This window comes from Pseudemcibacter sp. (assembly GCF_965661635.1).
Taxonomy (GTDB): Bacteria; Pseudomonadota; Alphaproteobacteria; order Sphingomonadales; family Emcibacteraceae; genus Pseudemcibacter.
The window spans coordinates 1-3,193 of the sequence record NZ_CBFIEP010000060.1; the positions used below are offsets into that span (position 1 = coordinate 1).

The following is a 3,193-nucleotide window of genomic DNA, read 5'->3' on the forward strand; positions in this document are numbered from 1 at the left end:
CGGTGACGTTGGTAAAATTCGCATTGGGGAAAGATCTAACGTGCAAGACGGAAGTGTATTACACGTGGATAGTGGTGGAAATGATACCATTATTGGTAATGATGTTTTGATTGGGCATATGGCGATGGTTCATGGTACCACCATTGAAGATGAAGGCTTCGTTGGGTTTAGTGCTATGACAATGGACGGTAGTTTAATTAAAAAAAATGGTATGCTTGCAGCTGGTTCACTACTAAGTCCTTGGAAAGCCGTGGGCGAAGGTGAAATGTGGATGGGACGTCCAGCAAAATTTGTACGTGAACTCGGCGAAAGTGAATTTCGTGCCCTTTCCAAGGGGGCGGCAAAATATGTTCGTACAGCAACAGATTATCTTGATGAATACAAGTGAATATAATTTCTCGTTGCTTTAAATACTAATCTCATTAAAATTAGCAAAAAAATAAAATACAAAATAGTATTGGGAGCATTTTATGGAATCCACCTTAGCGGATCTCGCTGGGCAGCTTTATGGTATTGTCTGGAACGTGGTGATGCCCGTCTTATTACTTGGAACGGGTGTATATTTAACAATTGGTCTTAAATTAATGCCGGTGCGGCGCTTAAAAGCTGGATTTCAAACACTTTTTAGTAAAAAATCAACACAACATACCGAAGCAAATGATGGTATTACCCCATTACAGTCTTTAATGACGGCACTTTCCGGCACGATTGGCGCTGGTAACATTATTGGTGTGGCTTCTGCGATACTTATTGGTGGCCCCGGGGCTATTTTCTGGATGTGGATGACGGCCCTTTGCGGAATGGCTACGAAATATGCAGAAGCATTGATGGCGATTAAATACCGTACGCGCAGTGAAGATGGCATGCTCATCGGTGGTCCCATGTATTATATTCGAATAGGGTTGGAAAAAAAATGGTGGTTCCTTGGTGCGGCCTACGCAATTATGATGGTCATCGCCGGTCTTGCCACTGGCCATATGGTTCAAGCGAATGCTATTTCCGTCGTTTTAAGTGAAAACTTTGGCATCAATAATTGGGTAACGGCGGTTCTTTTATCAATTTTGGTTTTTGTTGTTATTATTGGCGGTGTGCGCTCAATTGCGCGAATGGCTGAAATTACAGTGCCAACCATGAGTATTTTGTATTTATTATGTGGTGCGGTTATTCTTGTTATAAATGTTGATGCAATTCCAACTGCATTTGGTTTGATTTTCGAGGGTGCTTTTAGTGGTACCGCTGCCGTAGGCGGTTTTGCGGGTGCAGCGATTTCAGCAGCGATTGCACAAGGCGTATCACGCGGGCTTTATTCCAACGAAGCAGGAACAGGAAGTGCAGCTATCGCCCATGCATCATCGGAAACCAGTGATCCTATTCAACAAGGTGAAATCGCGATGCTTGGAACCGTGATTGATACGATTATTATTTGCACATTCACATCGCTAATTATATTGACGGTTCAAATTGATATTGGTGGTGTTGTTCAAAGTACATGGATGTTTGGTGATGATGGAAATTCTGGCGCTATTTTAACATCGCAGGCTTTTGCAGCGGGGCTACCAGGTGGTGGTTATGTCGTGATTGTGGGTCAATTGGTTTTTTCATTTACAACTATCATTGCGTGGAGCCTATATGTCGAAAGAGCGGGTGTTTTCTTAAGCAGTGAAAAATTAATAATGGTTTTTAGACTGTTAAGCGTGGCGACGGTTTTCCTAGGGTGTGTAGGTGAATTTGCTACAATTTGGGCCTTTGGGTTGGCAACATTAGGTATCTTGGCCGCGCCAAATTTAATTGCGTTACTCATTAAAAGTCCGGAAATATTCCAAATGACACGAGAAGCACATCAAAAGCGACTTGAAACAAAAAAACAATCTGCTGAATAATCAGGGAAGGTAAAAGTATGGCGATAAGTTCTGAACATGAAATGAAAAGTCAGTGGAATTCAAGAACGGGTTTCCTGTTAGCTGCCGTTGGTGGTGCCATTGGACTTGGTAATATTTGGCGATTTCCATTTGAGGCGGGTGAAAATGGTGGTGCCGCTTTTGTTATTATTTATGTTGGTTTTGTCATCATAATTGGTTTCCCGCTTCTTGCGGCTGAAACAATGCTTGGTCGTTATGGTAAGCAAGGGGCTGTTACTAATTTTGGCCATGTCGCCAGAATGGAAAACAAATCACAAAATTGGAAGTATATCGGCTGGTTTATCGCCTTTAGCTCATTTATTTTATGTTCTTATTATAGTGTGATTGCGGGGACGACGGCTGCATATGCTTATGAAGCAGTGATGGGAAGTTTTGTGGGTATTACACCCGATGGCGCCGTCGATCTTTATGCAAGTTATTCCAGTAATCCTTTTAAACTGACATTTTGGCATGCTTTCTTCATGATAGTCTGCGCATTAATTCTATCAAATAAACTGAATGATGGAATTGAAAGAATGACATCAATCGCGATGCCAATCTTCTTCTTTCTATTACTATCACTTATTGTGATGGCCGCATTCATTGGTGATTTTGCCGCGGGCGCTGCGTTTTTATTTGAACCTGATTTTTCAAAAGTAACGCTTGAAGTAGTCGTAAGCGCGCTTGGTCAAGCATTCTTCTCTATCGGTGTTGCCCTCGGTATAATGCTTACATTTGGTGCTTATTTACCGCAAGAAACATCTATCGTAAAATCAGCATTTATTATCTGTATTGCGGATACTTGTGTCGCTGTTTTTGCGGGTCTTTCAATATTCCCAATCGTATTTGGTTTCGGGATGGAGCCTAATGTTGGCTCGGCGCTTGTATTTAATACTATGACTGTTGCATTTGGCCAGTTAGAATATGGTGGCATTGTTGGTGCTGGATTCTTTACGCTTCTGGCGATCGCTGGGTTTACAACACTTCTAGCATTGATGGAACAAATGGTCGTTTATTTGAATAAGTTTTATGATATGACGCGCCGTAAATCTGCAGCAATTGTTACTGGCGCAATATTCCTAGTGGGCATGCTGTCCGTATTTTCGAGTAATATACTTTCACATGTAAAAATTGCCGGATTAGGATTATTGGACAGCTTTGACTGGTATGTTAATCAAATCGGATTGCCGCTTGGTGGATTGCTTACGGCAGTATTTGTTGGCTGGGTTATCAAAAAACAGAATGTGATAGAAGCTTTCGGTGAAAATGAAAGTCATCTTGATCTTCTTTACATG

At 41.7% G+C, this 3,193-nt stretch carries 3 protein-coding genes; all 3 read left to right on the forward strand.

What is annotated here, in order from left to right; all coding sequences use genetic code 11:
- The coding region (locus ACTF6W_RS04470; RefSeq protein WP_438993345.1) for a gamma carbonic anhydrase family protein at window positions 1-388 on the forward strand (388 nt) is incomplete at its 5' end.
- Window positions 389-470: 82 nt separating this feature from the next.
- On the forward strand, window positions 471-1,880 hold the full coding sequence (locus ACTF6W_RS04475) for an alanine/glycine:cation symporter family protein (RefSeq protein WP_438993346.1): 1,410 nt from the start codon (window positions 471-473) through the stop codon (window positions 1,878-1,880).
- 17 nt (window positions 1,881-1,897) lie between these two features.
- The coding region (locus tag ACTF6W_RS04480; protein ID WP_438993347.1) for a sodium-dependent transporter at window positions 1,898-3,193 on the forward strand (1,296 nt) is incomplete at its 3' end.

What these genes read in the sequence shown, in the direction of transcription:
- ACTF6W_RS04475 (WP_438993346.1), top strand. Translation starts at nt 471, where the DNA reads ATGGAATCCACCTTAGCGGATCTCGCTGGGCAGCTTTATGGTATTGTC.